Genomic DNA, 25541 nt, shown 5'->3' with positions numbered 1-25541 from the left:
GTCGTACGATGCCCGGCGTGACGCACGACGACGCTCCGCTGCTGGCGGACCTCATGCCGTGGTCCGTCGCACCGCCGCGGCTCGGCCGGGGCTGGCCGGCGGCGCCGGACGCGGCCTCCCTGAAAGCCCGCTGGGACGCCCTGGTGAAGGCCGAGGGGCCCGACCGCGAGTCCCTGTTCGAGCCGACCCGCTCGCGCACGCTGCACACGGCCGTCGGCCGGTTGCCCGGCCGGACCGGCAGCGGCACCGAGAAGCTGGTGCGCGCCTCGGGGCCCTGCCCGGAGCCGGTGCGCGTCCTGCTCGCCCCGTATGACGAGCAGTGGCTCATCCCCGACCAGCGGCTGATCGACGCGGCCCGCCCGGAGCTGTGGCGGGTGGCGGACGAGCGGCAGGTCTTCGTCGCGGAGGCGCCCGGGGCCGACCCGCCCCTGCTCGCCACCTCGCTGCTGCCGCTGCTGCGCCCCGGCCGGATCCGCCCGCTGTTCCGGCGCCCCGGCGGCCGCGAGCCGAACCTGGCCCCGGGCCTGCTGGAACACCTCGGCGCCCGCCTGGGCGGCGTCCCTGCGCCACTGGACGTCCTGGCCTGGATCACGGCCGCGGCCCGCCCTGACCTCACCGTCCCGCTCACCGGAGACGCCGCCGCGTGGGAGCGGGGTCTCGGACGGGGCCGCCGGCTGCTGTGGCTGATGCGCCGCGACGGCGACCGCCCGAAGCTCCCCGGCGGCCGCCGCCCCTACGTCCGCGCCCCGCTGCCCTCCCGGCCGGTGGCGCTGCACTACGACCGGGACGAGGAGGCCCTGCTCCTGGACGAGGGCCGCATCTCCCCGGTGCCGCCGGAGGCCTGGGACTTCGAGGTGGGAGGGGTCCGCGTCCTCCAGGAGTGGTTCGCCACCCGCGTCGCCGTCCCCGAGCCGGGCACGCTGGCGGCGATCCGTCCCGCCACCTGGCCGCAGGCCTGGACGTCGGAGCTGCTGGAGCTGATCACCGTCCTGGCGCTCCTGGCCGAGCTGCGCATACCGGAGGAGCCGGAGGTCCCCGACCCGGTCACGGTGACGGAGCTGTCCGAGGCGGGCGTCCTGCCGGTGCCGGGCGCGGCCCGCCGCCCGGCGTCGGTGCTGGAGGGGCCCGAGGAGGGCCCCGAGGGTCAACTGGCGCTGCTCTAGGCGCAGCAGGGCCTCCCTCCACCGCAGCTCCGGGTCCTCCGGAGCGACTCCCGGGCCTCTGGAGCGACTCCGGGGCCTCTAGCGCAGCTCCGGGTCGAAGGCGTCCAGGACGCGTTCGAGGGCCCGCCGGAACACCGCCTCCAGGTCGACCGGCCCGCTCTGCTCCGTGAACGCCGCGGCCAGCCGCGGATAGGCGCCGGTGGCGATCTGGCCGCCCAGGTAGGCCATGCGGACCGCGTTCTCCTCCTCGGCCGACCACGGCATGGAACGGGCGCGTTCGGCGGTCGCGATGTCGTTCCCGGTGTACGTCGTCACGACGCCGTTGAGCAGCGCGACCAGCTCCGTCTTCGTACCGGCCGGCACGTCGAGCGGTTCGAGACAGGCCAGACAGTGCTCCAGGTAGCGCAGGGTGTTGGGGCTGAAGCCGAACACCCCCGCCATCAGACGCGGCGCCCAGGTGTGGCGGTGCATGATGGCGCGCGTCTCCTCGGCGTTGCGCAGCATGTCGGCGCGCCAGTCGCCCGTGGGCTCGAACATCTCGTGCTCGGCACCGATGGCGTCGATCATCAGCTCGTACAGATCCTCCTTGCGGGGGACGTAGTTGTAGAGCGACATCGTGCCGCAGCCCAGCTCCGCGGCGACGTGCCGCATGGTGACCCCGTCCAGCCCGTCCGCGTCGGCGATCCGCACGGCCGCCGCCGCGATGTCGGCGCGGGTGAACGCCGGTTTCGGCCCACGGCCGGTGCGCTCGGGGCGCGCCCAGATCACTTCGGGTACGGCAGCTCGGCCCGCCATCGATCATCACCTCGGCCACCATCCTAGTTACGTACAGCGTACGTAGTGCGCTATGGTCATGCCATGACTTCTACGTACGCTGTACTTAGTGAAGGTCTGGAGAAGCGGTTCGGGCAGGTCCGTGCCCTGCGCGGGCTGGACCTCGCGGTCGCCGAAGGGACGGTCTGCGGGATCCTCGGGCCGAACGGGGCGGGGAAGACGACGGCCGTAGGGCTGTTGACCACACTGCTGCGGCCGGACGCCGGCTCCGCCCGCGTCGCGGGGCACGACCTCGTCCGCGAGGCCGCCGCCGTACGCAGGAGGATCAGCGTCACCGGGCAGGACACCTCGATCGACGGGGACCTCACCGGGCGTCAGAACCTCCGCCTGTTCGGCCGGCTGCACCGGGTGCGCGGTCCGGCCGACCGGAGCGCGGAACTCCTCGAGCGCTTCGGCCTGACCGAGGCCGCCGACCGCCCCGCGTCCACCTACTCCGGCGGGATGCGCCGCCGCCTGGACCTCGCGGCGAGCCTGATCCGCCGTCCCGACGTGCTGTTCCTGGACGAGCCGACGACCGGCCTCGACCCGGTCAGCCGCACCCTCATCTGGGACGTGGTGCGCGGCCTGGCCGACGAGGGCACGACCGTGCTGCTCACCACGCAGTACCTGGAGGAGGCCGACCGACTGGCCGACGACATCGCCCTGGTGGACCGGGGACGGGTCACGCAGACCGGGTCTCCGGCGCAGCTCAAGTCGCTGGTCGGGGCGCACGCCGAGGTCGTCGTGCCGGACGCCGGCGTCCTCGCGAAGGCGGCGGCCGTGCTCGACCGGCTGACCGGCGCGCAGCCGTCGCTCGACCACGAGCGCAACGCCGTCGGGGCGGTCAGCACGGACCCGACGCTCACGATCCCGCTGCTGGTGCGCGCCCTGGACACGGCGGGCGTGCCGCTGCTCGACGTGAGCCTGCGCCCGCCGACCCTCGACGACGTGTTCCTGCGCCTGACGGAGCCCACACCCGCGACGACAGAGAAGACAGGGAAGCCCGGGACGACCGGGAAGCACGGGACGACCGACGAGAGGGAGCGTGCCGCATGAGCATGCTGGCGTACGACGGGACCGCGATGCTGGGCCGCCAGCTGCTGCGGCTGCGCAACAACCCGGGCCTGCTGATCCTCACCCAGACGATGCCGATCAGCATGCTGCTGTTCTTCGGCTACGTCTTCGGCAGCGCGCTGGCGGTACCGGGCGAGGCGTACCGGTCGTTCCTCGTGCCGGGCCTGCTGGTGGCGACCGCTTCGGGCGGGATCATGGCCGGCATGTTCCAGGCGGCCCAGGACACGCACCGGGGGGTGACCGACCGCTTCCGTACGCTGCCGGTGAGCCGGGCGGCCGTACCACTGGGACAGGCCGCGGCGGACCTGGTGGCCACGGCCCTCGGGACGGTGCCGTTCGTGCTGGTGGGCCTGGCGGTGGGCTGGCGGGTCGAGGGGAGCCCGCTCGCAGCCGTGGGGGCGTTCGCGCTGCTGCTGCTGTTCCGCTTCGCGTGCACATGGGCCGGGATCTACCTCGGCCTGCTCACCCGGAACGAGGAGGCGGCCGGCCAGCTGGGCGGGGCGACGTTCCTGCTGCCGCTGCTGTCCAGCGCGTACATCCCCACGAGCGGGCTGCCGGGCTGGCTGCGGACGGTCGCCGAGTGGAATCCGATCAGCGCCGTGGCGACGGCCCTGCGGGAACTCTTCGGCAACGCACCGGTACCCGGCGGGGCGGCCTGGCCGGTGGCCCACCCCGTCGCGGGGTCGCTCGTGTGGTGCGCCGTGCTGCTCGGGGTGTTCGTACCGCTGGCCGTGCGTCAGTACGCGCACGGGGAGCGCTGAACGGGCGACCGCAGCCGCGGACACAGCCCCCGGTCGCTGCCGGGCGGGGAGTGGCACCGACAGGGGGCGTTCCGCGCTCGGGAAGACACCTGGCGCCGCTGCGTGCCGCGGGGATGACGGACGACGAGTGTCGCAGCGCCGGGGGCGGTGTGACCGCCCGAGCGCGGGCCCCTACCTGCTGCCGAACAGCGAGCGGCGCAGCCGGCGCAGCGGCGCGAAGAGCGAGACGCGACGAACGCGCGCACCCCTGCCACTGCGGTCGTGCGACTGACGCGCGGTCAGTTCCCGCATGAGCGAGGTCGCCTCGACCGTCTCCCGCTGGGGGACGGCGGGGCCGCCCAGCACCGAGAGGTGGCGGTCGAGGCGCGAACTGGTCGCGCTGCTCCCGCAGGTGATCGCAGGGACCCTGGCCCTGCTGCGCACTGTTATCTGTTCCATGTCACTCCCCACCCGTACGAGTCCACCCGGCCCGGGCAGGCTAACCCTATCGCCCCGTCCCGGCACTCGTGTATCGCGGTCACAGGATTCACCTTCCCCATAAGGGGGTTGACGATGTGTCTCCGTTCACTCTCCGAATCCAACAGATTTCAGGGCGAGTTGGACGAATGGCTGGGTAGTGGGCTGCGGCGAACCCCCGGCGGGCTCGACGGTGACGGCCAGTGACGTCGCGGAGGTGCCCAAACCCGTCGCGACCAGGGGCGCGTCTGCCTGGAAAAGGCCGAGGGAGCGTGGTTGCGCGCCAGGGCGCATGAGCCACAACTGATGCACGCGGCCGCCCCTCGGGGCTCCGTATCCGCCGAGGGTGACCACCGCGCTCCCCTCCGTGGCGGAAGCGATGACTCCGATCGTGCGGCCCCGACCGTCCCGGCCGGTGCTCGCGCGGGCGTCCGGAGCGGCCAGAACGTGGGCGATCTCACGTGACCGATCTTGCTCGGCGGTCAGCCGGTCCTCGGTGCGGTTCGCCTGCACGGCGAACAACGAGGCGACGACGAGGGCCGCGGCGGCGGTGGCCGTCGCGAAGGGCACGAACAGCGGGATGCGACGGCGTTGCCGCTGCCGCGGCGGCGGCTGGGCGCCCCACACGTGCGGGGGCAGCTGAGCGGCCCGCGCCCGCGCCGGCTCACGCACCGCCCCCTGCGGCGGCGGGTCCTGCGGAGTCGTCCGTACGGCGAGCATGACCCGCTCGCGCATCGCGGCCGGGGGCGGGGCGGCCGTGGACCAGGCGAGCCGTGCGGCGTCCTCGGCCAGGGCGCGCACCTCGGCGGCGCAGCGGTCGCAGTCCGCGAGGTGCCTCTCGAAGCGGACCCGCTCCGGCGGCTCCAGGGCGTCGAGCGCGTAGGGCGCGGCGAGCGAGTGCATGTCCTCGCGGCGGAAGAGGCTCATGCCACACCTCCGAGGCACTCACGCATACGGGTCAGCCCGTCCCGCATCCGGGTCTTGACGGTGCCCAGCGGCAGGGAGAGCCGCTCGGCCACCTCACGGTACGTGTAGCCCTCGTAGTAGGCGAGCGTGACCGACTGGCGCTGCAGGACGGTGAGCCGGTCGAGGCAGCGGCGCACCCATTCCCGTTCGAGTCCGGCCTCGACCTCCTCGATGACGTGGTCGAAGGCGGGCTGGTTCGCGCGCAGGGCCTCGCGCTGCTCGCGTTCACCGGCCGCGCGGGCGCTGCGCACCCGGTCGACGGCCCGGCGGTGGGCGAGGGTGAGGATCCACGACATCGCGCTGCCCCGGCCCGGGTCGAACTTCGCCGCCGAGCGCCACAGTTCGAGCAGCACCTCCTGGGCCACCTCCTCCGACTGGGCGGGGTCGCGCACCACACGCCGTACGAGTCCGAACACCGGACCGGACACGAGTCCGTACAACTCCTCGAAGGCTTTCTGGTCCCCCCCTGCCACGAGCAGCAGCAGCTCGTCCGCCTCCACTCGGTCCCCCTTCCCGAGGCCGCACCGGGCCTGTCCCCTCACACGAGGCATTCGCAACGCACACACCTCCGGATGGGGTTACGGATCAGCGCGCCGAAAACGCGGGTCACCCGGCGATGAAACAACTTTCCCGATCCGCCGTAAGAACGTTTGAGATTCGACCAATCCGCTTCGCCGACCGCTCCGAATGGCGTGTGTCAGGCAAGTTGGCACGGAGGACGGACGGCATGACACCTATCTCCAGGACCGGTGCGGGACGCGCGAGCATCGCGACCGTGATCTGTGGCGCGCTGGCCGCCGGCGGGCTCGCAGCCGCCGGTGTGACCGCGCTGGAACCTGAGGCGGCCTCCGCCTCCAGCCACCGCGAGGCCCCGCTGATCTCGGGTACCCCGCAGTACGACAACACCGACGTGTACGCGTTCGTCAGCCCGGACAAGCCGGACACGACGACCATTGTCGCGAACTGGATCCCCTTCGAGGAACCGGCCGGCGGGCCCAACTTCTTCACGTTCGCCGAGGACGCCCAGTACGACCTGCGCATCGACAGCAACGGTGACGCGCAGGAGGACCTGCTCTTCCGGTACACGTTCAAGACGCACACGAAGAACGACAAGACGTTCCTGTACAACACGGGCCCGGTCGAGAGCCTCGACGACCCCGACCTCAACATCACGCAGACCTACGACCTCGAGCTGATCAAGCTGAAGCACCTGAAGGCCGTGTCGAAGACCAAGGTCGCCGACGACGTGCCGGTCGCGCCGTCGAACGTGGGCAAGGCGTCGATGCCGGACTACGACACCCTGCGCAAGCAGGCGGTGCACAAACTCGCCGGGGGTGCCCAGACGTTCGCCGGTCAGGCCGACGACCCGTTCTTCCTGGACCTGCGCGTCTTCGACCTGCTGTACGGCGGGAACCTCTCCGAGGTCGGCAACGACACCCTCAAGGGCTACAACGTCAACTCGATAGCCCTGCAGGTCCCCAACAGCTTCATCACCGAGTCGCACGAGCAGCCCGTCGTCGGCATCTGGTCGACGACCCAGCGCAAGAACGCCAAGGGCTACTTCACGCAGGTCTCGCGCCTCGGCAACCCGCTGGTCAACGAGGTCGTCAACCCCATCAAGGACAAGGACACGTTCAACGCGTCCACCCCGCGCGACGACGCCCAGTTCCTGGAGAACGTCACCAACCCGGAGCTGCCGAAGCTCATCGAGGCGATCTACAAGATCCCGGCTCCGGCCGAGCCCCGCAACGACCTGGTCGACGTCTTCCTGAAGGGCGTGAAGGACCTCAACCAGCCGCCGCACGTGACGCCGTCGGAGCAGCTGCGGCTCAACACGTCCATCAAGCCGGCCGCCAAGCCCAAGCGGCTCGGTGTCCTGGACGGTGACAACGCGGGCTTCCCGAACGGCCGTCGCCTCACCGACGACGTGATCGACGCGTCGCTGCAGGTCGTCGAGGGCGAGCTGCTCGGTGCGAAGAACGACCTCGGTGACGCGGTCGACAAGAACGACAAGAAGTTCGAGAAGTACTTCCCGTACGTGGCTCTGCCGACGGAGGGCTCGCGCGGTCCGCTCGCCAAGGGCGTGGACGGCGGCAACGACGTCCGCAGCCAGCTGGGCGACGCGCTCCAGCCGGCCGGCGCGCAGGGTTCGGACGACACGGGTCTGATGGCCGCCTCCGCGGGGGCCGGGGCGGGCGGCGTCGTCCTGATCGGCGCGGCCCTGATGTGGTGGCGCCGTATGCGGAACCGGGCGTACTGACCCGCTCCGCTGTCACCGACTGGCGCGGCCCGTTCCACATCCCCCACGGCGCGGGCCGCGCCTCCGACTTCCGCACCACCCGCACATCCGACCGAGGAGTGGTCATGCCTCCGCGTACGACCGACAGCACACCGGGACACCCCGACGACGACCGATCGCCGTCGACGTCCCCGGTGCACCCGGAGCCCGAGGGGCGGCCCGGTGGTTCTGCCGCCGGGGCGGCGGCCGGCTCCGGCGGCGACAGCGACGGCACGTCCGGCGCCGGCCCCGGCGGGAGCGACTCCGGCTCCGGGCCCGACGTCGGCCGGCGGGTCGCCGCCGTGCGGCGGGCCGCCGACGGGGGGCGGCGGTGGCGGGCCCTGCACGTCACCGGGTGTGCGGTGCTGCTTGCAGTCGCGGTGACCGGTGGGGCCATCGCCCTCGGGGGTGCGCAGGACCGGGGGGCGGGGGTCGCCGCCGTGTCGGCGGCCGGGGCCCTGTCGCCCGGCGATCTCGCGCGGGGTGACCTCGACGCGGGCATCGCGTCCCTGCAGAAGCACCTGCGCGCCCAGCCGAGGGACTTCGGCAGTTGGGCCACCCTCGGGGTCGCCTACGTCGAGCAGGCCCGCACCAAGGGCGACCCGTCCCGGTACCCGCAGGCCGAGCGCGCCCTGAAGCGGTCCCTGGAACTGGAGCCGGGCAACGACCAGGCCCTGGCGGGCCGCGCCGCCCTCGCCGCCGCCCGGCACGACTTCCCCGGCGCCCTGTCCTACGCCGACCGGGCCCTGAAGCAGAACCCCTACAGCGAACGCGCCCTGTGCACCCGCATCGACGCCCTCGTCGAACTCGGCCGGTACGACGACGCCGCGAAGGCCGCCGACACCGCCGACGACCGGCGCCCGGGCGTCCCCGTCTTCACGCGGTACGCGTACGTGCACGAACTGCGCGGCGACGTCCGTACGGCGCGTGCCGTACTGGAGCGCGCCCTCGGTTCGGCGCACGCGCCCGGCGACGTCGCGTACGTCGCCACGGCCCTCGGCCAGCTCGCCTGGAACCAGGGCGAGTACAAGACGGCCCTCGGCCACTACGCCCGCGCCCTCGCCGCCGACGACGCCTATCTCCCCGCCCTGGAGGGCCGTGCCCGTGCCCAGGCGGCGAGCGGTGACCGGGCGGCGGCGGTGAAGGGGCTGGAGCAGGTCGTCGCCCGCTTCCCGCTGCCCGGCCCGCTCGTCGCCCTCGGCGAGCTGTACGAGGACCGCGGCGCCGACGGCGACCGTGCGAAGGCCGGCGACCAGTACGCCCTCGTCGACGCCTGGACGGCCCTGGCGCGCGCCGGCGGCGCCAACACCGACCTCGAGACGGCCATGGCCGCCGCCGACCACGGCGACAAGAAGGAAGCCCTGCGGGCCGCCCGCGCCGAGTGGGACCGCCGCCACAGCGTGCACACCGCCGACGCCCTCGCGTGGGCCCTGCACGTCAACGGCCGCGACGAGGAAGCTCTGCCGTACGCCCGGCGGGCGACCGCCACCGGCTACCGCAACTCCGTCTTCCTCTACCACCGCGGTGTCATCGAACGCGCCACCGGGGACGAGCGCGGGGCCCGCACCCGTCTGAAGTCCGCGCTGGACCTGAACCCCTGCTTCTCGCCCCTCGGCGCGCGTGAGGCCCGTACCGCACTCAAGGACCTGGAGGGGAACCGGTGACCCTGCGCCGGCTGTTCGCGTCCGGCGCCGCCGTCCTCACGGCCGCCTGCGCGCTCACCCTGCTGCCCGCCGCCACGGCGAGCGCCCACCCGCTGGGCAACTTCACCGTCAACCGTTACGACGGCCTCGTCGCCGCCCCCGGCGAACTGCGGGTCCATCACGTGGAGGACCTCGCGGAGATCCCGGCGACCCAGGCGGGGCCGGACATCGAACGGCTCGGCATCGCCATGTGGGCGCGCGAGCGGTGCGCCACGGCCGCCGAGGACAGCCGGGCGACCGTCGACGGCCGCCGGGTCGCCCTCACCGCCGAGCGCAGCCGCGCGCGCGTGCGGCCCGGGCAGGCGGGGCTCGACACCCTCCGGGTGGAGTGCGAGCTGACCGCCGCTCTTCCTTCGGACAACAAGACCCTGGCCCTGGGCTTCCGCGGCGCGGGCGCTTCCACCGGCCCGGGCTGGCGGGAGATCACGGCTCGGGGCGACCGTATGACGCTCGCCGCGTCGGACGTGCCCAAGAAGTCGATTTCGGACGAACTGACGCGCTACCCGGAGGAGTTGCTGTCGTCCCCGGCCGACACCGCGTCGGCCGCCCTGCGGGTCCGCCCCGGCGGCTCAACCCTGGCCGAGGAGGAGTCGGACGCCCCCGCGGCCTCGGTGCTCCCGCGCGGCGCGGACCGCTGGACGCGTGCCCTGGACGACCTGGTGGCCCGGCAGGACCTCAGCGCCGGCTTCGCCGCGCTGGCTCTGCTCATCGCCGTCGTCCTGGGGGCGATGCACGCGCTCGCCCCGGGCCACGGCAAGACCATCATGGCCGCCACGGCGGCGGCCCGGGGCGGGCAGGCCCGGATGAAGGACGTCCTGCCCATGGCCGCATCGGTGACCGTCACGCACACCCTCGGCGTGGTCGCCCTGGGCCTGCTGGTCACGGCCGGCTCGGCGGCGGCGCCCTCGGTGATCGCCTGGCTCGGTGTGGCCAGCGGTCTGCTGGTGACCCTGGCGGGCGCGAGCCTGGTCCGCCGCGCCCTGCGCAACCGCGCGCACATCCACCACCCGCACGGTCGTCATCACGGCCACGGAAGCCACACCCACGACCACGACGGCCACACCCACGATCACGACCATCACGGCAAGCACGACCACGACCACGACCACCCGCACGATCACGCCCACCCGCACTCCCACCCCCACACGGTCGAGCACACCCACGGCGGCTTCACTCACTCCCACCCTGTCGCACCCACCCTCCGCGGCACGATCCTCATGGGCTTCGCGGGCGGCCTCGTGCCCAGCCCGTCCGCCGTCGTGGTGCTGGTCGGCGCCGCCGCGCTCGGGCAGGCCTGGTTCGGTCTGCTGCTCGTCGTCGCGTACGGCGTCGGGCTGGCCCTCACCCTCACGGCCGCCGGGTACGCCGTCGTCAAGGCGGGCAGCGGCATGACCCGGCTGCTGGACCGGCGCCCCCGCTGGACGGCGGGCCCGACGGCGGCCCTGGTACGCCGGACCGCGCCGCTCGGCTCGGCCTTCGCCGTGCTGGTTCTCGGGGCCGGACTCGTGTTCAAGGGGGCGGCATCCGCACTCGGCTGAGTTACGTTCGTGAGGCATCGGACGTCAGGAGAAACAGCGGACGTCGTGAGGAAAACCGACCGCGTGGGGAAAACACACACCATGGAGATTTCGCCCGGCTGCGAATGGGGGCGCCGTGTTCGAAGAACCGGGCCATGAGCGTGTGATCGCGGGCCGCTACCGGCTCCTGGCACCGCTCGGCGAGGGCGGTATGGGCACCGTGTGGCGCGCCCGCGACGAGGTGCTGCACCGCGAGGTCGCCGTCAAGGAGGTGCGTGCCCCGTCCGGGCTGGCGGGCGACGACGTGCAGCGGATGTACGCGCGGCTGGAGCGCGAGGCGTGGGCGGCGGCCCGGGTCGCCAACCGCAACGTGGTGACGGTCTACGACGTGGCGACGGACGACGGCCGGCCGTGGATCGTCATGGAAGTGGTCCGCGGTCTGTCGCTGGCCGAGATCCTGGACGCCGAGGGCCCGATGGCACCGGAGCGTGCCGCGCACATCGGTGCCGAGGTGCTGGCCGCGCTGCGGGCCGCGCACGAGGCCGGGGTGCTGCACCGCGACGTGAAGCCGGCCAACGTGCTGATCTCGAACGACGGCCGGATCGTGCTCACCGACTTCGGCATCGCCATGGTCGAGGGAAGCTCCGCGCTGACCATGACCGGCGAGGTCATCGGCTCGCCCGAGTTCCTCGCCCCGGAGCGGGCGCTGGGCCGTACGCCCGGCCCGGAGTCGGACCTGTGGTCGCTCGGTGTGCTGCTGTACGCGGCGGTCGAGGGCCACTCCCCCTTCCGTCACGACACCCCGCTGAGCACGCTGCGGGCGATCGTCGACGAGGAGTTGCCGCCGCCGTACCGGGCCGGGCCGCTCGCCCCTGTGATCGAGGGGCTGTTGCGCAAGGACCCCGAGCAGCGGCTGCCGCCCGAGCGGGCCGAGGAGGATCTGCGGCTGGTCGCCGCGGGCGGGGCGCCGCGCCCCGGCACCACGCGGGCGGTTCCGTTCCCGCCGACGGTGGTGGGCCACCCCGAGCCGGCTCCCACACCTCCCATGGCCTTCCCGGATCAGTCGGCGGCGACCGGTTCGGGTGCGACCATGACGGACACGGGCCGGGACCGGGACCGCCGGTCCGGCCGGGTGCTGGTCGCGGGCGTGATCGCACTGGCGCTGGCGGTGGGCGGGCTGACGTACGCGCTGCTGAACGACGGGGACGGTTCCGGCGGTCAGGACCAGGGTGCCGGGAACAGTACGCCCACCGCGACCAAGAGCCCGCCCCGCAACACCGGGACCGAGAAGTCCAGCCCGTCGCCGACCCCGAGCGAGTCGCAGGAGAGCAATCCGCCGCCGCAGTCGGTGAAGGTGTCCCTCCAGGGCCGGCGCACGGACTACTCGGGCACCTGCCCGCCGCCCGCCGCCCAGGCGCCCGAGTTCACGGCGACGCTCGCGGTGGGGCGGCTGCCGGCCGAGGTCAGCTACCGCTGGGTGACACAGGACGGCCAGGTGCTCGACGGGGGCTGGAAGACCCTGTCGTTCCCGGAGGGCGGCGACCGCTCGAAGCAGGACACGGTGCGGGTGTCCACCCAGGCGCAGACCGGGACGTTCGAGAACGAGATCGGCGTCGAGGTGCGGGAGCCGGTGCGTACGACGTCCGAGTCGGTGCCCTTCTCGGTGACGTGCGAGACGGAGACCCCGACGGGCGGGGCCTCCCCTTCTCCCTCCGTGACGGATCCGGACGCGAACTCCGCATCGGGCTCCGGCTCCGGCCCGGACTCGGACGACGGCTGAGCGGTCAGTCGTTGCTGTTGAGCACGGACAGGTAGCCACCCGACTGGCCGGGGGCCTTCGGGTGGTACGACTCGCCGATGTTGAGCCAGCTGACGCTGTGCAGCCACGAGTCACCGGAGCAGATCTCGTGACCGGTGAAGGTGGTGCGTACGTCGCCGAAGGCGAAGCCGTGGTTCGCGGCCCGCTTGGCGATGGCGGTGTTGAGGTGGTCGGAGGCGTCGTTGATGGCCTTGCGCTTGGTCTCGGACAGACCGAGGCAACTGGTGCCGAGCTTGTAGAAGCGGGGGTAGCCGAGGACGACGACCTTGGCGGCGGGGGCCTTGGAGCGGATCGCCGAGTACACGCCGTCGAGCTTTCCGGGCAGCGTGGAGTCCACGTACGCCCGGGCGGTGTTGATGCGGGAGACGCAGGCGCTGTCGGACTGGGTCACACAGGTCGTCATGACGTCGGCGAAACCGGCGTCGTTGCCCCCGATGCTGATCGAGACGAGGGCGGTGGAGGCGCCGAGCGGGTCGAGCTGACTCGCCAGAACATCACCCGTTCGGGCGCCCGAGCAGGCGGTGAAGCCGAAGGTCGAGGGTGCGTGGGCGGCTGCCCAGAGGTAGGGGTAGGCCTTGGTGCTGCGCTTGCAGTCGCCGCTGGAGCTGATGTAGCTGCCGGCTCCGACTCCGGAGGAATAGGAGTCACCGAGGGCCACATAGCCGCCTGTTGCGGCGAGTGAGGACGCCTGCGCCGTCGCTGCCCCGGTGAGGGCGGTGCCGACGGCGAGGAGGAGCGAGCTCACGAGGAGGACAAGTCGGGAACGTCTCATGGAACCTCCCTTTAGCAGGATCTCTGCCACAACCGTCGTAGCAGCTACGCGTGTTGACAGGAAGTGTCCATGCCAAGTCTTTTCGACCTCTCCCCGGATTCCCGGCGCGTTCCCCACGTCTCCTGTCACACGTCGGACCTGTCTTGTTACGTGCTCATGACAGGTTTGTTGAGTGATCCTCAACTCCCTTGTTCTACATCGGTAGTTGGCAGACCCTTTACTCGGCCGGCAGCGGAACGCGACGCTCCCCGGCTCGTGTGCGCGAGCACGCGCACACCCCCCACATGACGCGCGCCTCACCCAGGCGCGCGCCGCTTGGAGGAGGACTCCCTCGTAATGGCACAACAGCGCAGCAAGAGACTCGGGTTCGCCGCACTCACCTCGCTGGCGACCGCCGCCCTCGTGGGCGGGCTCACCACGCTTCCCGCCCAGGCCGCACCCGCCGAGGGCCGGGTGCTCGCCGCGGGCTCCCCTACGGCGATCAAGGACAGCTACCTGGTCACGCTCAAGAAGAGCGCGGGCCTCAAGGCGTCCTCGGCCGCGGGCAAGGGCCTGGTGAAGGAGTACGGCGGCTCGGTCGACAAGACCTTCGGCACGGCGCTGAACGGCTACTCCGCCACCCTCTCCGCCACCGAGGCCCGGCGGCTCGCCGCGGACCCGGCGGTGGCCTCCGTCGAGCAGAACCAGCGCGTCACACTCGCCGCCACCCAGACCAACGCCCCGTGGGGCCTGGACCGCATCGACCAGGCCTCACTGCCGCTCTCCGGCACCTACACCTACCCGGACAGCGCGGGGAGCGGCGTGACGGTCTATGTGATCGACACCGGTGTTCGCATCACCCACCAGCAGATCAGCGGCCGCGCCTCGCACGGCTACGACGCCGTCGACGGCGACAACGACGCCTCGGACGGCAACGGCCACGGCACCCACGTGGCCACCACGATCGCCGGCACGACCTACGGCGTCGCCAAGAAGGCGAAGATCGTGGGAGTGCGCGTGCTGAACAACAGCGGTTCCGGCACCACGGCCGGCGTGATCGCGGGCATCGACTGGGTGACGAAGAACCACTCCGGCCCGTCGGTCGCCAACATGTCGCTCGGCGGCGGCGCCTCCGCCACCCTGGACACGGCCGTCCGCAACTCCATAGCCGGCGGTGTCACCTACGCCGTCGCCGCGGGCAACAGCAGCACCACGGCCTCCTCGTCCTCCCCCGCCCGGGTCGCCGAGGCCATCACGGTCGGCGCCACCACCAGCACCGACGCCAAGGCGAGCTACTCCAACTACGGCTCCGCCCTGGACATCTTCGCGCCCGGCTCGTCGATCACGGCCGGCTGGCACACCGGTGACACCGCGACCAACACCATCTCCGGCACCTCGATGGCGACCCCGCACGTGGCGGGCGCGGCGGCGGTCTACCTGGCGGGCCACACCTCGTCGACCCCGGCCCAGGTCGCGACGGCCCTGGTGAACGGCGCCGTCACCGGCAAGGTCACCGGCGCGGGATCCGGTTCGCCGAACCGCCTGCTGCAGATCGTCCCGTGACCTGCGTCCGCACCGGCATCTGAACACGCGTTCCCCGGAGGCCCTGATCGCCTCCGGGGAACGCGTGTTTATGGGACGGGAACGTGCAACTTGCGTCGCACGATCCGTCTCTCGCAACGACCAAACCAACAAAAACGTGAGAGGCCGTTCCAGGTCTTGCCATACGGGTTCAATCGTCAATACCGTCATACATCTCACCCGCATCGGTCCGTCAGTACGCGGCTCCAGGGGAGGGCTCAAGGACCGCGACGAACCGGCGCGGGGCGCGGTAGGGGGGTGCCGTGCTCGGTGACCGCAACTGTCTCCGGGCCGTGCCGCGCGGTCGGCTGCCGTTTTCGCGGCCGGCCAGCTTTGCCAGCTCACCCGGCGTGCCGGAGCGTCATCCCGGCATGCCTCGCCATCTCGGCGTGCCTCGGGTGAGAACCCCCCTTTCGAACCGGACTGGATCCGGACTGCCCTGGGGGGGCGGTCCACCGGACGAGAGGGACCAGACTCATGAGCTCAGTTCTGCAGCCGGCCGCGACGCAGCAGCGTCCGCCGACCGCCTCCACGTACCGGCCCGTCTCCTCTCACCTGGCCATCGCGCCACCGGTGAGCGTGGTGATCCCGGCCATGAACGAGGCGGAGAACCTGCCCTACGTCTTCAAGACCCTGCCCGACTGGATACATGAAGTAGTCCTGGTCGACGGCAACTCCACCGACAACACCGTCGAGGTGGCCCGCGAGCTGTGGCCCGAGGTGAAGGTCGTCGAACAGCGCGGCAAGGGCAAGGGCGACGCCCTGATCACCGGCTTCCAGGCCTGCACCGGCGACATCATCGTGATGGTCGACGCGGACGGCTCGGCGGACGGCGGGGAGATCCTCAGCTACGTCTCCGCCCTGGTCTCCGGCGCGGACTTCGCCAAGGGCTCCCGCTTCGCCAACGGCGGCGGCACCGACGACATGACCTTCATCCGCAAGATGGGCAACTGGGCGCTGTGCACGGCCGTCAACCGCAAGTTCGGCGCCCGCTACACCGACCTGTGCTACGGCTACAACGCGTTCTGGCGGCACTGCCTCGACAAGATCGACCTCGACTGCACCGGCTTCGAGGTCGAGACCCTGATGAACATCCGGGTGGTCAAGGCCGGGCTCAAGGTGCAGGAGATCCCGAGCCACGAGTACCTGCGCATCCACGGCGTCAGCAACCTGCGGGCCGTGCGGGACGGGCTGCGCGTGCTGAAGGTGATCCTCCAGGAGCGCTCCAACCGCCGGGCGCTGCGCCGCCGTTCGCCCCGGTCGTCGATGCCGGCCGGGATGCGGGGAGAGGTGTCTTGAGCGGTCCCGGCATCTCTGTCGTGATCTGCGCGTACACCGAGGACCGCTGGGAGGACATCCTCGCGGCGGTCTCCTCGGTCCGCGCGCAGTCACGGCCGGCCCTGGAGACGCTGCTGGTCGTCGATCACAACGAGACGCTGCGGGAGCGTCTGGCCAAGGAGTACAAGGAATACGAGGAGTACAAGGGGGCCGCCGGTGTGGTGCGGGTGCTCGCCAACGCGGGCCCCCGCGGCCTGTCCGCCGGCCGCAACACCGGCATCGCCGCGGCCCGGGGCGAGGTCGTGGCCTTCCTCGACGACGACGCCGTGGCCGAGCGCGACTGGCTGCGGCACTTCGCCGAGGCGTACACCGACCCGCGGGTGATGGCGGTCGGCGGGCGCACGGAGCCGGTCTGGGCGTCGGGGCGGCGGCCCGGCTGGTTCCCGGAGGAGTTCGACTGGGTGGTGGGCTGCACCTACCGGGGCCTGCCGCGCGGCCGGGTCCGGGTGCGCAACGTGCTCGGCGGCAACGCCTCGTTCCGCCGCAGCGCCTTCGACGCGGCGGGCGGCTTCGCCACCGGCATCGGCCGGGACGGCGACAAACGCCCGCTGGGCTGCGAGGAGACGGAACTGTGCATCCGTCTGTCCCGGGCCCGGCCCGACGCGGTGCTGCTGATCGACGACCGGGCGGTGATCCACCACCGGGTGCCCGAGGTCCGCGAGCACTTCCGCTACTTCCGCACCCGCGCCTACGCCGAGGGTCTGTCCAAGGCCCTGGTGGCCCGGAGCGTCGGGGCCGGCAAGGGCCTGGAGTCGGAGCGCCGGTACGCCACGCGGGTCCTGCCCGCCGGCGTGGCCCGGGGTCTGCGCGACGCCCTGCTGGCCCGGCCGGGCGGTGCGGGGCGGGCCGGCGCGATCGTGGCCGGGGTGCTGACGGCGGCGGGCGGTTACGTCGTCGGCAGCGTCCGGGCACGCCGGGGCGGGACCACGTTCCAGGTGCCCGGGGTGGAGGTGGCGGTCCGTGAGTGACGCGCGCGTACCGATCCTCATGTACCACGCGGTCGCGACCGACCCGAACGAGGCGACGCGCGCGCTGTCGGTGACCCCGGAGGCGTTCGCCGAACAGATGGCGGTGCTCGCCGACCGCGGGTTCAGGCCGCTCACCACGGGCGGGCTGGCGGCGTGCTGGCGCTCCGGCCGGGCCCTGCCCGAGCGGCCGGTGCTCATCACCTTCGACGACGGCTACGAGGGTGTGCACCGGCACGCCCTCCCCGCGCTCGCCAAGCACGGCTTCCCCGCCACCCTGTTCGTCTCGACCGGGTGGCTCAGGGGCCCGTACGACACCGGGGGCGGCCTGGACACCATGCTGGACTGGGACCAGGTCCGCGACCTCGCGGCGGCCGGTGTCGAGATCGGCGGGCACAGCCACAGCCACCCGCAGCTCGACCAGGTCTCGGAGGCCACGCTGCGGTTCGAACTGATCCACTGCAAGGAGATCGTCTCGGACCAACTGGGCTCCGCCCCTGCCTCGTTCGCCTATCCCTACGGCTACTCCAGCCGCCGGGTCCGGCAGGCCGTGCGCGAGACGGGCTACGCCCAGGCCCTCGCCGTCGGCAACGGTCTCGCGCGGCGCGCCCAGGGACCGTACGCGCTGCGGCGGGTGACGGTGCGGCGCGGCACGGGCATCGAGGAGTTCGAGCGGGTGGCCGAGGGCCGGGCGATCGCCCGTACGTTCGCCGCGGACCGGGCCCTGACCAAGGGGTACGCCGTGGTCCGCAGGGCCCGGCAGGCACGCCGGCTGGTCTCCCGCTCCGGGGGCTGACCTGCATGGGGACGACATGCCGTGGGCACCCGGAAACCGGGTGCACGCGGCGTCCCCGTGCCGGATCATGGCGGCATGTCTGGAAACCCGCACGAAGCGCTGCCGATCCGGCTCAACGTCGACGACTCCGACTCCCCGTCCGACGTCGTCGACGCGCTGTTCCTCGGCCGCTTCGCGACGGGCGAGCAGCCGTACTCCCACGCGGTGAACATCGACCGTGTGCGGTCCGGTGCGACGCTGGTGCCGCCGGGCGCCCGGGTGCTGCGCGTGGCCCGGGACGACGACCGCAGCGCGACCCTCGCCGAGGGCGACGGCTGGACGCTGCTGGTCTCCCGCTGGAACCGGGGCGCCGACGTCACCGTGACGGCGACCAGCGAGGAACTCGCGAAGAAGGTCCTCGACCAGGCCACGGACGGTGCGGCGGACGAACCCGAACCGCAGCCGGAGAACGTGACGATGGGCTTCTGGTACGTCTCCCCGCGGCGCGGCCCGCACCGCACCACCCGCCAGATCGCCGCGGGCACCTGGGACGAGGTCCGGCCCAACTACACCGCTCCCGTGGCGGACGCCATGGACCGCCTGATGAAGACGACCCCGGAGGACATCGCGGGCCGGCTCCTGCTGCTGCACGGGCCGCCCGGCACCGGCAAGACCTCGGCGCTGCGCACCCTGGCCCGGTCCTGGCGCGACTGGTGCCAGGTGGACTGCGTCCTGGACCCCGAGCGGCTCTTCTCCGACGTCGGCTACCTCATGGACATCGCCATCGGCGAGGAGGACGCGACGGGTAAGGGCCGCTGGCGGCTGCTGCTCCTGGAGGACTGCGACGAGCTGATCCGCGGCGAGGCCAAGCACACGGCGGGCCAGGCGCTGTCGAGGCTGCTGAACCTGACGGACGGCCTGCTCGGCCAGGGCCGCAATGTGCTGGTCGGCGTCACGACCAACGAGGACCTGGAGCGCCTGCACCCGGCCGTGGTCCGCCCCGGCCGCTGCCTCGCCCGCATCGAGGTCGGACCGCTGACCCGGCGGGAGGCGGTGAACTGGCTGGGACAGGAGGACGGCGTCGGCCGCGAGGGCGCGACGCTGGCGGAGCTGTACGCGCTGCGCCGGGGCACGTCCCCCACGGCCCTGCCCGAGCCGCGCGGGGGTGTCGACGCGGGCCTGTATCTGTAGGAGCCAGGCACCCGGCGGTGTTTTGATGGGCGTATGACCCTGTTCGTCGGCACCTCCGGATGGCAGTACAAGGACTGGCGGGACGTCCTGTACCCGTCCGGGCTGCCGATGCGGCTCTGGCTGGAGGAGTACACGGGGCACTTCGCCACCGTCGAGATCAACAACGCCTTCTACCGGCTGCCGGCCCGGGAGACGTTCGAGGACTGGCGGGGGCGGGTGCCCGGCGACTTCGTCGTCGCGGTCAAGGCGAGCCGCTATCTGACCCACATCAAGCGGCTGAAGGACCCCGAGGAGCCGGTGCACCGGCTGATGAGCCACGCGGCGGGCCTCGGCGACCGGCTCGGCCCGGTTCTGCTCCAGCTCCCGCCCACGCTGCGCGCCGACCCGGGCCTGCTGGACGCGTGCCTGGCCTGCTTCCCGGCCTCGAGCCGGGTCGCGGTCGAGCCGCGCCACGACTCGTGGTGGACGCCGCAGGTCCGGCGTGTCCTGGAGTCCCGGCGCGCCGCCCTGTGCTGGGCCGACGTGCTGGCCCGCCCGGCGACCCCGCTGTGGCGCACCGCCGACTGGGGCTACGTCCGCTTCCACCAGGGCCGCGCCAAGCCCTGGCCCCGCTACGGCCGTCGCTCGCTGGCCACCTGGCTCGACCGCATCGCCACGACCTGGACCGACGGCGAGGACGTCTACGCGTACTTCAACAACGACCCGGGCGGCGCGGCGGTGGAGGACGCGGTGGCGTTCGCACGGGCGGGACGGGCGGCGGGGCTGGACATCACACGAGCTCCGGAGCGACTGACACAGCCGTCGGGTTGAGGCCCGCGCCGTGCCCTCTGCCCGCCGCATGCCGTCGGGCAGAGGGCACGGCGTCCCCCACCCGCGGTGTTCCCCACCCATCGGCCGCCGTCCGGTCAGGGCCCGCGCCGCCCGCTATCCGCCGTACGCGGCCCGCAGGGCGTCCCGTACCGCGGCGAGTGCGTCGTCCTCGCCCAGTCCGAGCCTTCTGGCCCGCTCCACATAGGCCTGTGCGGCCGAGGCCAGTTCGCGGTCCGCCGCCGCGCCGGCGGCGGCGACGAACGTGCCGTGGCGGCCCCGCGTCTCGATCACCCCGTCCGCCTCCAGCGCCCGGTACGCCTTGGCGACCGTGTTCGCGGCGAGGCCCAGCGACTCGGCCAGCCCCCGCACGGTCGGCAGCCGGTAGCCCACCGGCAGCGCGCCCGACCGTGCCTGCTCGGAGATCCGTGCCCGCACCTGCTCGTAGGGCGGAGCACTGTCGTCGATGTCGATCTTCAAGGTCACAGGCCCGATTGTCGCGCACCCGCCGGAAAATGAGAGGCACCCGGACGGGTCCACGCGTAGCGTGCGCCCCCATGACCGTGATCGTGCGCGACCTGCGTCCCGACGTCCGAGCCGACGCCGAGGGGTTCTCCGACACCCGCCGCCTCGCCCTGCCGTACATGCTGTCCACGCCGGAGTCCGTGCTGCACACCCTGACGCGCAGCCACCCCGACGCCCACTTCGCGCAGCTCGTCGCCGAGGAGGACGGCGAGATCATCGGTACCGCCCAGGTCGGCGTCGCCCACGAGAGCCCGGAACCCGGCCAGGGCTCCGCCAACATCTACGTACGTCCCGACCGCAGGACCCGCGGCGCCGGGTCGCTGCTGCTGCGCACCGCACAGGAGCGTCTGGGGCGACTGGGTGTCACGAAACTGTTCGCCTGGGTCCTGGACGAACCGGACAACCGCGCCTTCGCCGAGCGGCACGGCTTCCGGGCCAGCCGTTCGGCCTTCTTCCTGCGCCTGGACCTGGCGGGCGGCACGCTCCCGCCCCGCCAGGAGCCGCCGGCCGGCGTCGTCCTGCGCACCGCCGCGGACTTCGAGGACGACCCGCGCCCCCTGTTCGAACTGGACGCGGCGACTGCGGCGGACGAACCGGGTGACATCGACGTGGAGTTCACGGACTACGGGGCCTGGTTCGAGGAGCACTGGAAGCACCCGCTGCTGAACCGCGAGCTCACCACCGTCGCCCTCGTCGACGGCCGCCCCGCCGCCTTCAGCGTGGCGCACACCGACGGTGGCTCCCGCTACGGCACCGCGATGACCGGCACCGCCCGGGAGTTCCGCGGCCGGGGTCTGGCGAAACTCGCCAAGAACGACTCGCTGCACCGCGCCCGCGCGGCGGGGTGCACGGAGGCGTTCACCGGCAACGACACCGGGAACGAGCCGATGATCGCCATCAACAAGTGGTTCGGCTACGAGATCTGTGCGAAGGAAGTGCGCCATGTCCGCGAACTCGGCTGACGGGGCCCCGCAGCTGGACGTCGTGCTCGTCAAGGCGGGCCGTACGAAGATCCGTTACCGGGGCGAGCTGCTGTCGGACGACGGCACGCGGGTCGCCGTCCGCGCCCCGTGGGCGGGCTCCGGCGTGCGCGACTTCGGCTTCGTCCGTTTCGAGTCCGGGGACGTCTTCACGGAGTACTACTGGCGCGACCGCTGGTACGCGATCAAGGAGGTGCGCTCCGCGACGGGCGCGCTGAAGGGCTGGTACTGCGACGTCACCCGCCCCGCCCGGCGCTCCGGACCGGAGCTGGTCGTGGAGGACCTCGACCTCGACCTGTGGCGCTCCGCGGACGGCACGGACATACGGCGCCTGGACGAGGACGAGTTCGCCGAGAGCGGCCTCGCGGAGTCGGACCCGGAAGCGGCGCGGGCCGCGCTGGCCGCGCTCGACGAACTGGAGTCACTCGCCCGCGGCGGTGACTTCACCGCGCTCCTGGCCTGAGCCACCGCTCGGCGCGACGACCGCGTACCGCTCGTCGGTCACCGGGCCGCCCCACAGCCGGGGATCGTCCGAGAGCCGCTGCACCCGCACTCGCCCGGCGATCGGGGCGAGCAGAGCGGTGAGCCGCTCGGCGGGTATGCCGACCGGCTCGACGCTTCCCCACACGCCCTCGACCAGCACAAGCCGCCCGCCCGGCCGCAGCAGCCCATACCAGTGACGCAGGGCGCGGCCGGGGCAGGGCAGGGCCCACAGAACGTGCCGGACGAGCACGGCGTCGAAGCGCTGCTCCCCGACCGGCGGTGCCGCCGCGTCACCGCGGAGGAACACGGCGTCGCGCCCGGCGAGCTTCTCCCGGGCGAGGGCCACCATCGCCGGCGACGCGTCCACGCCCGTCACGCGGTGGCCCTGCTCGGACGCGAGGAGTGACAGGCTGCCCGTGCCGCAGCCGAGGTCGAGCACATCGCCCGGGCGCCCCGGCAGCCAGTCCCGCAGCCGTCCGGCCCAGGCACGGCGCACCTCGGGGTCTTGCAGGCCGTGATCCGGCTCCTCGTCGAAGGAGGCGGCCTCGGCGTCCCAGTCCACGTCGCTCATGGCACCAGGGTGACACCCACCACTGACACTCGAATCGTGACTGCCGCCACTGACAGACCAGGAGCGATGAGTAACCCTCCCCCGAAAGGTCTACCTCCGTGAGAACGCGGAACCCGGTAGACCCTTAAGGAGGCAGCCATGCGCCGTGTGACCGTGCAGAAGCCCCTGAAGAAGTCCGATGTCCGCCGGGTCCTCGAGGAGGCCGACGAGCGCCCCGCCGGGCGCCCGGAGGTCCGCAAGGACATCGCACGCACCTGGTGGCCGGACGCCTGAGCGGCCGGTGCCGGTCATGAGACGCAACGCTCAGAGCAGCCGCTTGAGGTAGTGGACGCGGTCGTAGGGCCCGTCCACGCGGCGTTCCACGCGTTCGTAGCCGTACTTCGGATAGATCTGCTGGTTCTCCCACATCAGGGCGTTCGTGCAGAGCCTGATCTCGGGCAGGCCGAGCGTCCGCGCGTGCGCGTCGACGAACCGGAGCAGTCGCCGCCCCACTCCCCGGCCGTGCGCGGCGGGGTGGACGGCGATGGTGTCGAGGAAGAGGTGGTCGTCGAACGCCTCGATCACCACGAGCCCGGTCACGGGATCGCCCGTCACGAACACCTTGCCCGCGGCCACGTTCGCAGCGTGGTCCTCCTCCATGGGCCGGGGCACCCGCCCGATGCGCTCGACGTAGGGGCGGAAGGCCGCGTCGACCACCTCCGCGACGACCGGTACGTCGGCGGCCCGGGCCGGCCGGATCTCCTCGTCTGCCATGCCGTGACGGTACCTACCTGATGCCAGTCCGAACACTCCCTTAAGCGGGCCATAAGGATCTCCTCCACCCGCTCCCAGCAGGCGATTTCACGGTTCTCCGGGGCTAACTTCGAACCACCCCACGGGATTCGGCCCCACTCGGGCCCGGATCTACCCCATGCACCGTTTCGAGGAGTTCCCGCATGCCCGCACGCCGCACGGCCGCCGCCGTCACCGCCCTCGGCGGCCTCCCGCTCGCCCTGACCGCGCTGACCGCCGCCCCGGCCGCCGCGCACGGTTCGATGGGCGACCCGGTCAGCCGGGTCTCGCAGTGCTACGCCGAGGGCCCCGAGAGCCCGAAGTCGGCCGCCTGCAAGGCGGCGGTCGCGGCGGGCGGCACCCAGGCCCTCTACGACTGGAACGGCATCCGCATCGGCGACGCGGGCGGCCGGCACCGCCAGCTCATACCGGACGGCAAACTCTGCAGCGCCAACAACGCGGAGTTCAAGGGGCTCGACCTCCCCCGCGCGGACTGGCCCGCGACCGGCGTCCGCAGCGGCCCGCACACCTTCAAGTACCGCGTGACCGCCCCGCACAAGGGCACGTTCAAGGTGTACATCACCAAGCCCGGCTACAACCCGGCCAAGCCGCTCGCCTGGAAGGACCTGGATCTCGCGAAGCCGGTCGCGACGTCCACCGACCCGGCCGCCGCCGGCGGTTTCTACACCTTCTCCGGCAAGCTGCCCAAGCGGTCCGGCAAGCACCTGCTGTACGCGGTCTGGCAGCGGTCGGACAGCCCGGAGGCGTTCTACTCCTGCTCGGACGTACGCTTCGGCGGCGCGGCGGGCGGCGCCGCGGCTCCTGCCCCGTCCGCCTCGGCTCCCAGCGAGAAGCAGATCAAGGACGGCAACGCCAAGTCGACCATCGAGCACCACGGGCACGGCGACAACGACCCCCGCACCTCGGCGGCACCGGCCGCGGCCCCCGAGAAGAAGACCACGCCGGACCGGCCGAAGGCGGCCGCACCCGCGCCCAACCGGCCGAAGGCGGCCGGTGGTACGGAGAACCTCGCCGAGACCGGCGGGGACGGCACCACCCCGTACGTCGCGATCGGCGGCGCGGCGGCACTGGCACTGGGCGCCTCGGCCCTGTTCCTCTCGGCCCGGCGCCGGGCGGTGAGCGGCGGCCGGCACGGCCGCTGACCCCCACCACCGCCCCATGACTCGGGGCCTGTCCGGCGGCTCAGGCCGGACAGGCCCCGAAACGTTTCCCTGACACGTGTCAACGAGCGACACGCCAACGGGTGACACGTGTCATTCGAAGGCCGACAGACAGGTGGTGGGTGTGGCGCGCCCCGGATCGAGGGCGTTGGCCACCTCGTGGAAGACGACCCGGTCGAGCAGCCCGGCGGCCACGTGCTCGGACAGGTCGACGGGGCACAGGTCCTGGAGCAGGACGTTGCGCACGTCCGGCCCGCTCAGGTACTGGCTGCGCCACGGCGTGACCACCTCGTCGTACCGGGTCGCGATGACGGTGTAGCGCACGCCGGGCACGGTGTCGCCGCCCGCGTTCAGTCTGGTGAGGAAGGCGGAGCCGGTGACCTGGTCGGCGAGGGCGGGGGTGTTCTTCGAGAGCAGGTCCGCCGCACCCGGGAAGTAGGGCAGCAGCTCGGTGAAGCCGTTCAGGTCGGTGCCGTGGTTGCTGGGCGCGATGCCGACCAGGGCGTGCACCTGGTCGGCTCCGCCGAGGAACTTGAGGTAGTAGCGGGGCATCATGCCGCCCTGCGAGTGTCCGACGACGTCGGTCTCGGCGGCGCCGGTGGCCGCGAGCACCTTGTCCACGAAGTCCTTCAGCTGTCCGGCGGACTTTTCGACGGGTCCGAGGCCGTGGAAGAAGGGGACTCCTTCGAGTTGGCCGTAGTCGAGGGAGAAGACGCAGTAGCCGCGGACCTTCAGGTAGGGGGCGAGGCCCAGCCAGTTGTCGACGGAGTTCCCCAGGGTGCCGTGGACCAGGACGACGGGGCGGGGGTGGGCGGCGGACGGCTTGCAGGAGTAGTCGTTCCAGCCGGAGCCCGGGGCACCGGCGGCCTGGGCGGTGGTGGCGGGGACGGTGACGGCGGCGGCGGTGAGGAGCAGCGCGGCGAGGGGTCCGAGCACGCGTTTCCAGGGCAGCATCGGGTGATCTCCTTGCGGATCGGGGGAGGTGCGACGGCACGGGGCCCTGTGATCCGGATCACGGGATGCTGTTCATTCGTCAAGTTACGGGCGAGTAGCCAAACTGGGAAGTTACGCG

At 72.5% G+C, this 25541-nt stretch carries 26 protein-coding genes; 17 read left to right on the top strand and 9 right to left on the bottom strand.

Annotated features, from left to right (window positions below; translation table 11 throughout):
- Positions 1–8: 8 nt before the first annotated feature.
- Entirely contained in the window at positions 9–1163 is a 1155-nt protein-coding gene (locus tag AB0937_RS28265) for a type ISP restriction/modification enzyme (protein WP_366715374.1), read from the top strand.
- 78 nt (positions 1164–1241) lie between these two features.
- Here AB0937_RS28265 and AB0937_RS28260 read toward each other — a convergent pair whose 3' ends face one another.
- Entirely contained in the window at positions 1242–1958 is a 717-nt protein-coding gene (locus AB0937_RS28260) for a TetR/AcrR family transcriptional regulator C-terminal domain-containing protein (protein ID WP_366715372.1), read from the bottom strand.
- Positions 1959–2021: 63 nt separating this feature from the next.
- Between AB0937_RS28260 and AB0937_RS28255 the strand changes: the two genes are divergently transcribed.
- Both AB0937_RS28255 and AB0937_RS28250 read left to right on the top strand, forming a co-directional pair.
- Positions 2022–3032: an ATP-binding cassette domain-containing protein gene (locus tag AB0937_RS28255; protein ID WP_366715370.1), complete on the top strand. Its 1011-nt coding sequence runs from the start codon at positions 2022–2024 to the stop codon at positions 3030–3032.
- Entirely contained in the window at positions 3029–3811 is a 783-nt protein-coding gene (locus tag AB0937_RS28250) for an ABC transporter permease (protein ID WP_366715368.1), read from the top strand. Before AB0937_RS28255 ends, AB0937_RS28250 begins: the two co-directional genes overlap by 4 nt.
- A 171-nt stretch (positions 3812–3982) precedes the next feature.
- On the opposite strand, the gene AB0937_RS28245 is transcribed toward AB0937_RS28250, so the two are convergent.
- From AB0937_RS28245 to AB0937_RS28235, 3 genes are all read right to left on the bottom strand, one after another.
- A complete protein-coding gene (locus AB0937_RS28245; RefSeq protein ID WP_234848210.1) occupies positions 3983–4249 on the bottom strand; it encodes a hypothetical protein in 267 nt (88 codons plus the stop codon).
- 126 nt (positions 4250–4375) lie between these two features.
- Positions 4376–5194 (bottom strand): anti-sigma factor, encoded by an 819-nt coding sequence (locus tag AB0937_RS28240; protein ID WP_366715366.1) that lies wholly within the window; start codon positions 5192–5194, stop codon positions 4376–4378.
- Entirely contained in the window at positions 5191–5733 is a 543-nt protein-coding gene (locus tag AB0937_RS28235; RefSeq protein ID WP_366715365.1) for a sigma-70 family RNA polymerase sigma factor, read from the bottom strand. The genes AB0937_RS28240 and AB0937_RS28235 overlap by 4 nt, the downstream gene beginning before the upstream one ends.
- Before the next feature lie 227 nt (positions 5734–5960).
- Here AB0937_RS28235 and AB0937_RS28230 point away from each other — a divergent pair, with 227 nt between their 5' ends.
- The 4 genes from AB0937_RS28230 (at position 5961) to AB0937_RS28215 (ending at position 12511) form a co-directional block, all read left to right on the top strand.
- The gene (locus AB0937_RS28230) at positions 5961–7493 is read left to right on the top strand and encodes a DUF4331 domain-containing protein (RefSeq protein WP_366715363.1); all 1533 of its coding nucleotides are present in this window, start codon (positions 5961–5963) and stop codon (positions 7491–7493) included.
- A gap of 104 nt (positions 7494–7597) precedes the next feature.
- Positions 7598–9175, top strand: a complete 1578-nt coding sequence (locus tag AB0937_RS28225; protein ID WP_366715361.1) for a tetratricopeptide repeat protein — start codon at positions 7598–7600, stop codon at positions 9173–9175.
- Positions 9172–10752: a nickel transporter gene (locus tag AB0937_RS28220; RefSeq protein WP_366715360.1), complete on the top strand. Its 1581-nt coding sequence runs from the start codon at positions 9172–9174 to the stop codon at positions 10750–10752. The genes AB0937_RS28225 and AB0937_RS28220 overlap by 4 nt, the downstream gene beginning before the upstream one ends.
- Positions 10753–10867: 115 nt before the next feature.
- Positions 10868–12511, top strand: coding sequence for a serine/threonine-protein kinase (locus AB0937_RS28215; protein ID WP_366715358.1), 1644 nt, complete (start codon positions 10868–10870; stop codon positions 12509–12511).
- A gap of 4 nt (positions 12512–12515) precedes the next feature.
- Here the strand turns inward: AB0937_RS28215 and AB0937_RS28210 are convergent, their stop codons facing one another.
- Positions 12516–13322, bottom strand: a complete 807-nt coding sequence (locus AB0937_RS28210) for an SGNH/GDSL hydrolase family protein (RefSeq protein WP_366715356.1) — start codon at positions 13320–13322, stop codon at positions 12516–12518.
- Positions 13323–13658: 336 nt separating this feature from the next.
- Between AB0937_RS28210 and AB0937_RS28205 the strand changes: the two genes are divergently transcribed.
- From AB0937_RS28205 to AB0937_RS28180, 6 genes are all read left to right on the top strand, one after another.
- Positions 13659–14864 carry a S8 family peptidase gene (locus tag AB0937_RS28205; RefSeq protein ID WP_366715354.1) on the top strand — a complete coding sequence of 402 codons (1206 nt, stop codon included), beginning with the start codon at positions 13659–13661 and terminating at the stop codon, positions 14862–14864.
- Positions 14865–15359: 495 nt separating this feature from the next.
- Complete coding sequence (locus AB0937_RS28200) at positions 15360–16181, top strand: glycosyltransferase family 2 protein (RefSeq protein ID WP_366715352.1); 822 nt, start codon at positions 15360–15362, stop codon at positions 16179–16181.
- On the top strand, positions 16178–17188 hold the full coding sequence (locus AB0937_RS28195; protein ID WP_366715350.1) for a glycosyltransferase family 2 protein: 1011 nt from the start codon (positions 16178–16180) through the stop codon (positions 17186–17188). Before AB0937_RS28200 ends, AB0937_RS28195 begins: the two co-directional genes overlap by 4 nt.
- Positions 17181–17981 carry a polysaccharide deacetylase family protein gene (locus tag AB0937_RS28190; RefSeq protein WP_366715349.1) on the top strand — a complete coding sequence of 267 codons (801 nt, stop codon included), beginning with the start codon at positions 17181–17183 and terminating at the stop codon, positions 17979–17981. The genes AB0937_RS28195 and AB0937_RS28190 overlap by 8 nt, the downstream gene beginning before the upstream one ends.
- 75 nt (positions 17982–18056) lie before the next feature.
- Positions 18057–19151 carry a DUF5925 domain-containing protein gene (locus AB0937_RS28185; RefSeq protein ID WP_366715347.1) on the top strand — a complete coding sequence of 365 codons (1095 nt, stop codon included), beginning with the start codon at positions 18057–18059 and terminating at the stop codon, positions 19149–19151.
- A gap of 33 nt (positions 19152–19184) precedes the next feature.
- A complete protein-coding gene (locus tag AB0937_RS28180) occupies positions 19185–19961 on the top strand; it encodes a DUF72 domain-containing protein (RefSeq protein WP_366715345.1) in 777 nt (258 codons plus the stop codon).
- 114 nt (positions 19962–20075) lie between these two features.
- Here AB0937_RS28180 and AB0937_RS28175 read toward each other — a convergent pair whose 3' ends face one another.
- Positions 20076–20444: a GntR family transcriptional regulator gene (locus AB0937_RS28175; RefSeq protein WP_366715344.1), complete on the bottom strand. Its 369-nt coding sequence runs from the start codon at positions 20442–20444 to the stop codon at positions 20076–20078.
- A gap of 71 nt (positions 20445–20515) precedes the next feature.
- Between AB0937_RS28175 and AB0937_RS28170 the strand changes: the two genes are divergently transcribed.
- Positions 20516–21445, top strand: a complete 930-nt coding sequence (locus tag AB0937_RS28170; protein WP_366715342.1) for a GNAT family N-acetyltransferase — start codon at positions 20516–20518, stop codon at positions 21443–21445.
- On the top strand, positions 21426–21926 hold the full coding sequence (locus AB0937_RS28165) for a DUF402 domain-containing protein (RefSeq protein ID WP_366715340.1): 501 nt from the start codon (positions 21426–21428) through the stop codon (positions 21924–21926). The genes AB0937_RS28170 and AB0937_RS28165 overlap by 20 nt, the downstream gene beginning before the upstream one ends.
- On the opposite strand, the gene AB0937_RS28160 is transcribed toward AB0937_RS28165, so the two are convergent.
- Entirely contained in the window at positions 21885–22517 is a 633-nt protein-coding gene (locus AB0937_RS28160; protein WP_366715338.1) for a class I SAM-dependent methyltransferase, read from the bottom strand. The genes AB0937_RS28165 and AB0937_RS28160 overlap by 42 nt on opposite strands.
- Positions 22518–22655: 138 nt before the next feature.
- On the opposite strand from AB0937_RS28160, the gene AB0937_RS28155 reads away from it, so the two are divergent.
- Positions 22656–22790, top strand: coding sequence for a hypothetical protein (locus tag AB0937_RS28155; protein WP_268839330.1), 135 nt, complete (start codon positions 22656–22658; stop codon positions 22788–22790).
- 30 nt (positions 22791–22820) lie between these two features.
- Here AB0937_RS28155 and AB0937_RS28150 read toward each other — a convergent pair whose 3' ends face one another.
- Positions 22821–23270, bottom strand: coding sequence for a GNAT family N-acetyltransferase (locus AB0937_RS28150; RefSeq protein WP_366715336.1), 450 nt, complete (start codon positions 23268–23270; stop codon positions 22821–22823).
- 182 nt (positions 23271–23452) lie between these two features.
- Here AB0937_RS28150 and AB0937_RS28145 point away from each other — a divergent pair, with 182 nt between their 5' ends.
- Entirely contained in the window at positions 23453–24451 is a 999-nt protein-coding gene (locus AB0937_RS28145; RefSeq protein WP_366715334.1) for a lytic polysaccharide monooxygenase, read from the top strand.
- A gap of 111 nt (positions 24452–24562) precedes the next feature.
- Here AB0937_RS28145 and AB0937_RS28140 read toward each other — a convergent pair whose 3' ends face one another.
- Complete coding sequence (locus AB0937_RS28140) at positions 24563–25423, bottom strand: alpha/beta fold hydrolase (RefSeq protein WP_366715332.1); 861 nt, start codon at positions 25421–25423, stop codon at positions 24563–24565.
- Positions 25424–25541: the final 118 nt, after the last annotated feature.

This window comes from Streptomyces sp. NPDC047880 (assembly GCF_040706515.1).
Taxonomy (GTDB): domain Bacteria; phylum Actinomycetota; class Actinomycetes; order Streptomycetales; family Streptomycetaceae; genus Streptomyces.
The sequence above is the reverse complement of the archived record's forward strand: the minus strand, read 5'-3'. Positions and strand labels throughout refer to the sequence as shown.

What these genes read in the sequence shown, in the direction of transcription:
- AB0937_RS28155 (WP_268839330.1), top strand. Translation starts at nt 22,656, where the DNA reads ATGCGCCGTGTGACCGTGCAGAAGCCCCTGAAGAAGTCCGATGTCCGC.
- AB0937_RS28150 (WP_366715336.1), bottom strand. Translation starts at nt 23,270, where the DNA reads ATGGCAGACGAGGAGATCCGGCCGGCCCGGGCCGCCGACGTACCGGTC.
- AB0937_RS28205 (WP_366715354.1), top strand. Translation starts at nt 13,659, where the DNA reads ATGGCACAACAGCGCAGCAAGAGACTCGGGTTCGCCGCACTCACCTCG.
- AB0937_RS28165 (WP_366715340.1), top strand. Translation starts at nt 21,426, where the DNA reads ATGTCCGCGAACTCGGCTGACGGGGCCCCGCAGCTGGACGTCGTGCTC.
- AB0937_RS28185 (WP_366715347.1), top strand. Translation starts at nt 18,057, where the DNA reads ATGTCTGGAAACCCGCACGAAGCGCTGCCGATCCGGCTCAACGTCGAC.
- AB0937_RS28250 (WP_366715368.1), top strand. Translation starts at nt 3,029, where the DNA reads ATGAGCATGCTGGCGTACGACGGGACCGCGATGCTGGGCCGCCAGCTG.
- AB0937_RS28180 (WP_366715345.1), top strand. Translation starts at nt 19,185, where the DNA reads ATGACCCTGTTCGTCGGCACCTCCGGATGGCAGTACAAGGACTGGCGG.
- AB0937_RS28245 (WP_234848210.1), bottom strand. Translation starts at nt 4,249, where the DNA reads ATGGAACAGATAACAGTGCGCAGCAGGGCCAGGGTCCCTGCGATCACC.
- AB0937_RS28265 (WP_366715374.1), top strand. Translation starts at nt 9, where the DNA reads ATGCCCGGCGTGACGCACGACGACGCTCCGCTGCTGGCGGACCTCATG.
- AB0937_RS28160 (WP_366715338.1), bottom strand. Translation starts at nt 22,517, where the DNA reads ATGAGCGACGTGGACTGGGACGCCGAGGCCGCCTCCTTCGACGAGGAG.
- AB0937_RS28210 (WP_366715356.1), bottom strand. Translation starts at nt 13,322, where the DNA reads ATGAGACGTTCCCGACTTGTCCTCCTCGTGAGCTCGCTCCTCCTCGCC.
- AB0937_RS28200 (WP_366715352.1), top strand. Translation starts at nt 15,360, where the DNA reads ATGAGCTCAGTTCTGCAGCCGGCCGCGACGCAGCAGCGTCCGCCGACC.
- AB0937_RS28140 (WP_366715332.1), bottom strand. Translation starts at nt 25,423, where the DNA reads ATGCTGCCCTGGAAACGCGTGCTCGGACCCCTCGCCGCGCTGCTCCTC.
- AB0937_RS28225 (WP_366715361.1), top strand. Translation starts at nt 7,598, where the DNA reads ATGCCTCCGCGTACGACCGACAGCACACCGGGACACCCCGACGACGAC.
- AB0937_RS28255 (WP_366715370.1), top strand. Translation starts at nt 2,022, where the DNA reads ATGACTTCTACGTACGCTGTACTTAGTGAAGGTCTGGAGAAGCGGTTC.
- AB0937_RS28145 (WP_366715334.1), top strand. Translation starts at nt 23,453, where the DNA reads ATGCCCGCACGCCGCACGGCCGCCGCCGTCACCGCCCTCGGCGGCCTC.
- AB0937_RS28230 (WP_366715363.1), top strand. Translation starts at nt 5,961, where the DNA reads ATGACACCTATCTCCAGGACCGGTGCGGGACGCGCGAGCATCGCGACC.
- AB0937_RS28170 (WP_366715342.1), top strand. Translation starts at nt 20,516, where the DNA reads ATGACCGTGATCGTGCGCGACCTGCGTCCCGACGTCCGAGCCGACGCC.
- AB0937_RS28260 (WP_366715372.1), bottom strand. Translation starts at nt 1,958, where the DNA reads ATGGCGGGCCGAGCTGCCGTACCCGAAGTGATCTGGGCGCGCCCCGAG.
- AB0937_RS28240 (WP_366715366.1), bottom strand. Translation starts at nt 5,194, where the DNA reads ATGAGCCTCTTCCGCCGCGAGGACATGCACTCGCTCGCCGCGCCCTAC.